Raw genomic sequence first — 404 nt, forward strand, 5'->3', positions numbered from 1 at the left:
GTGGAGGGTGGGTGGGGCCGCTGGAGCGGGGCCCTGCTGGCCGCGACCGCCGCGCACGTGGTGGCGCTGGCGGTGGCGCTGACGATGGCCAACCGGCCGGCGCCCGTGGTGGTGAAGCCGGAGCCGGAGCTGGTGCTGATGGCGTACGCGCCGCCTCCGCCGCCGCTGGGCGGTGGCGCGCAGCTGAAGCAGGCGCACGCGGAGCCCGTGAAGCCGGTGGTGCAGAAGCCCCGCCCGAAGCGGCAGGAGCTGGTGGTGCCCGCGAAGGTGCCGGAGCCGGTGAAGGAGACGCCGGAGCCGGTGGTGGAGCAGGTCGCGGAGACTCCGGCCGTCACGGAGGTGGCCACGGCCGCGACGCAGGCGCCCGCGGGGCCGGGCGTGCCGGAGGGCGCGGTGGGTGGCGT

1 pseudogene is annotated in these 404 nt (G+C 78.0%); it reads left to right on the forward strand.

Annotation, left to right across the window (positions count from 1 at the left end):
• Window positions 1–404, forward strand: a pseudogene (locus D7W79_RS44215) (energy transducer TonB); the annotation flags it as partial.

This window comes from Corallococcus exercitus (genome assembly GCF_003611585.1).
GTDB classification, from domain to species: Bacteria; Myxococcota; Myxococcia; order Myxococcales; family Myxococcaceae; genus Corallococcus; species Corallococcus exercitus.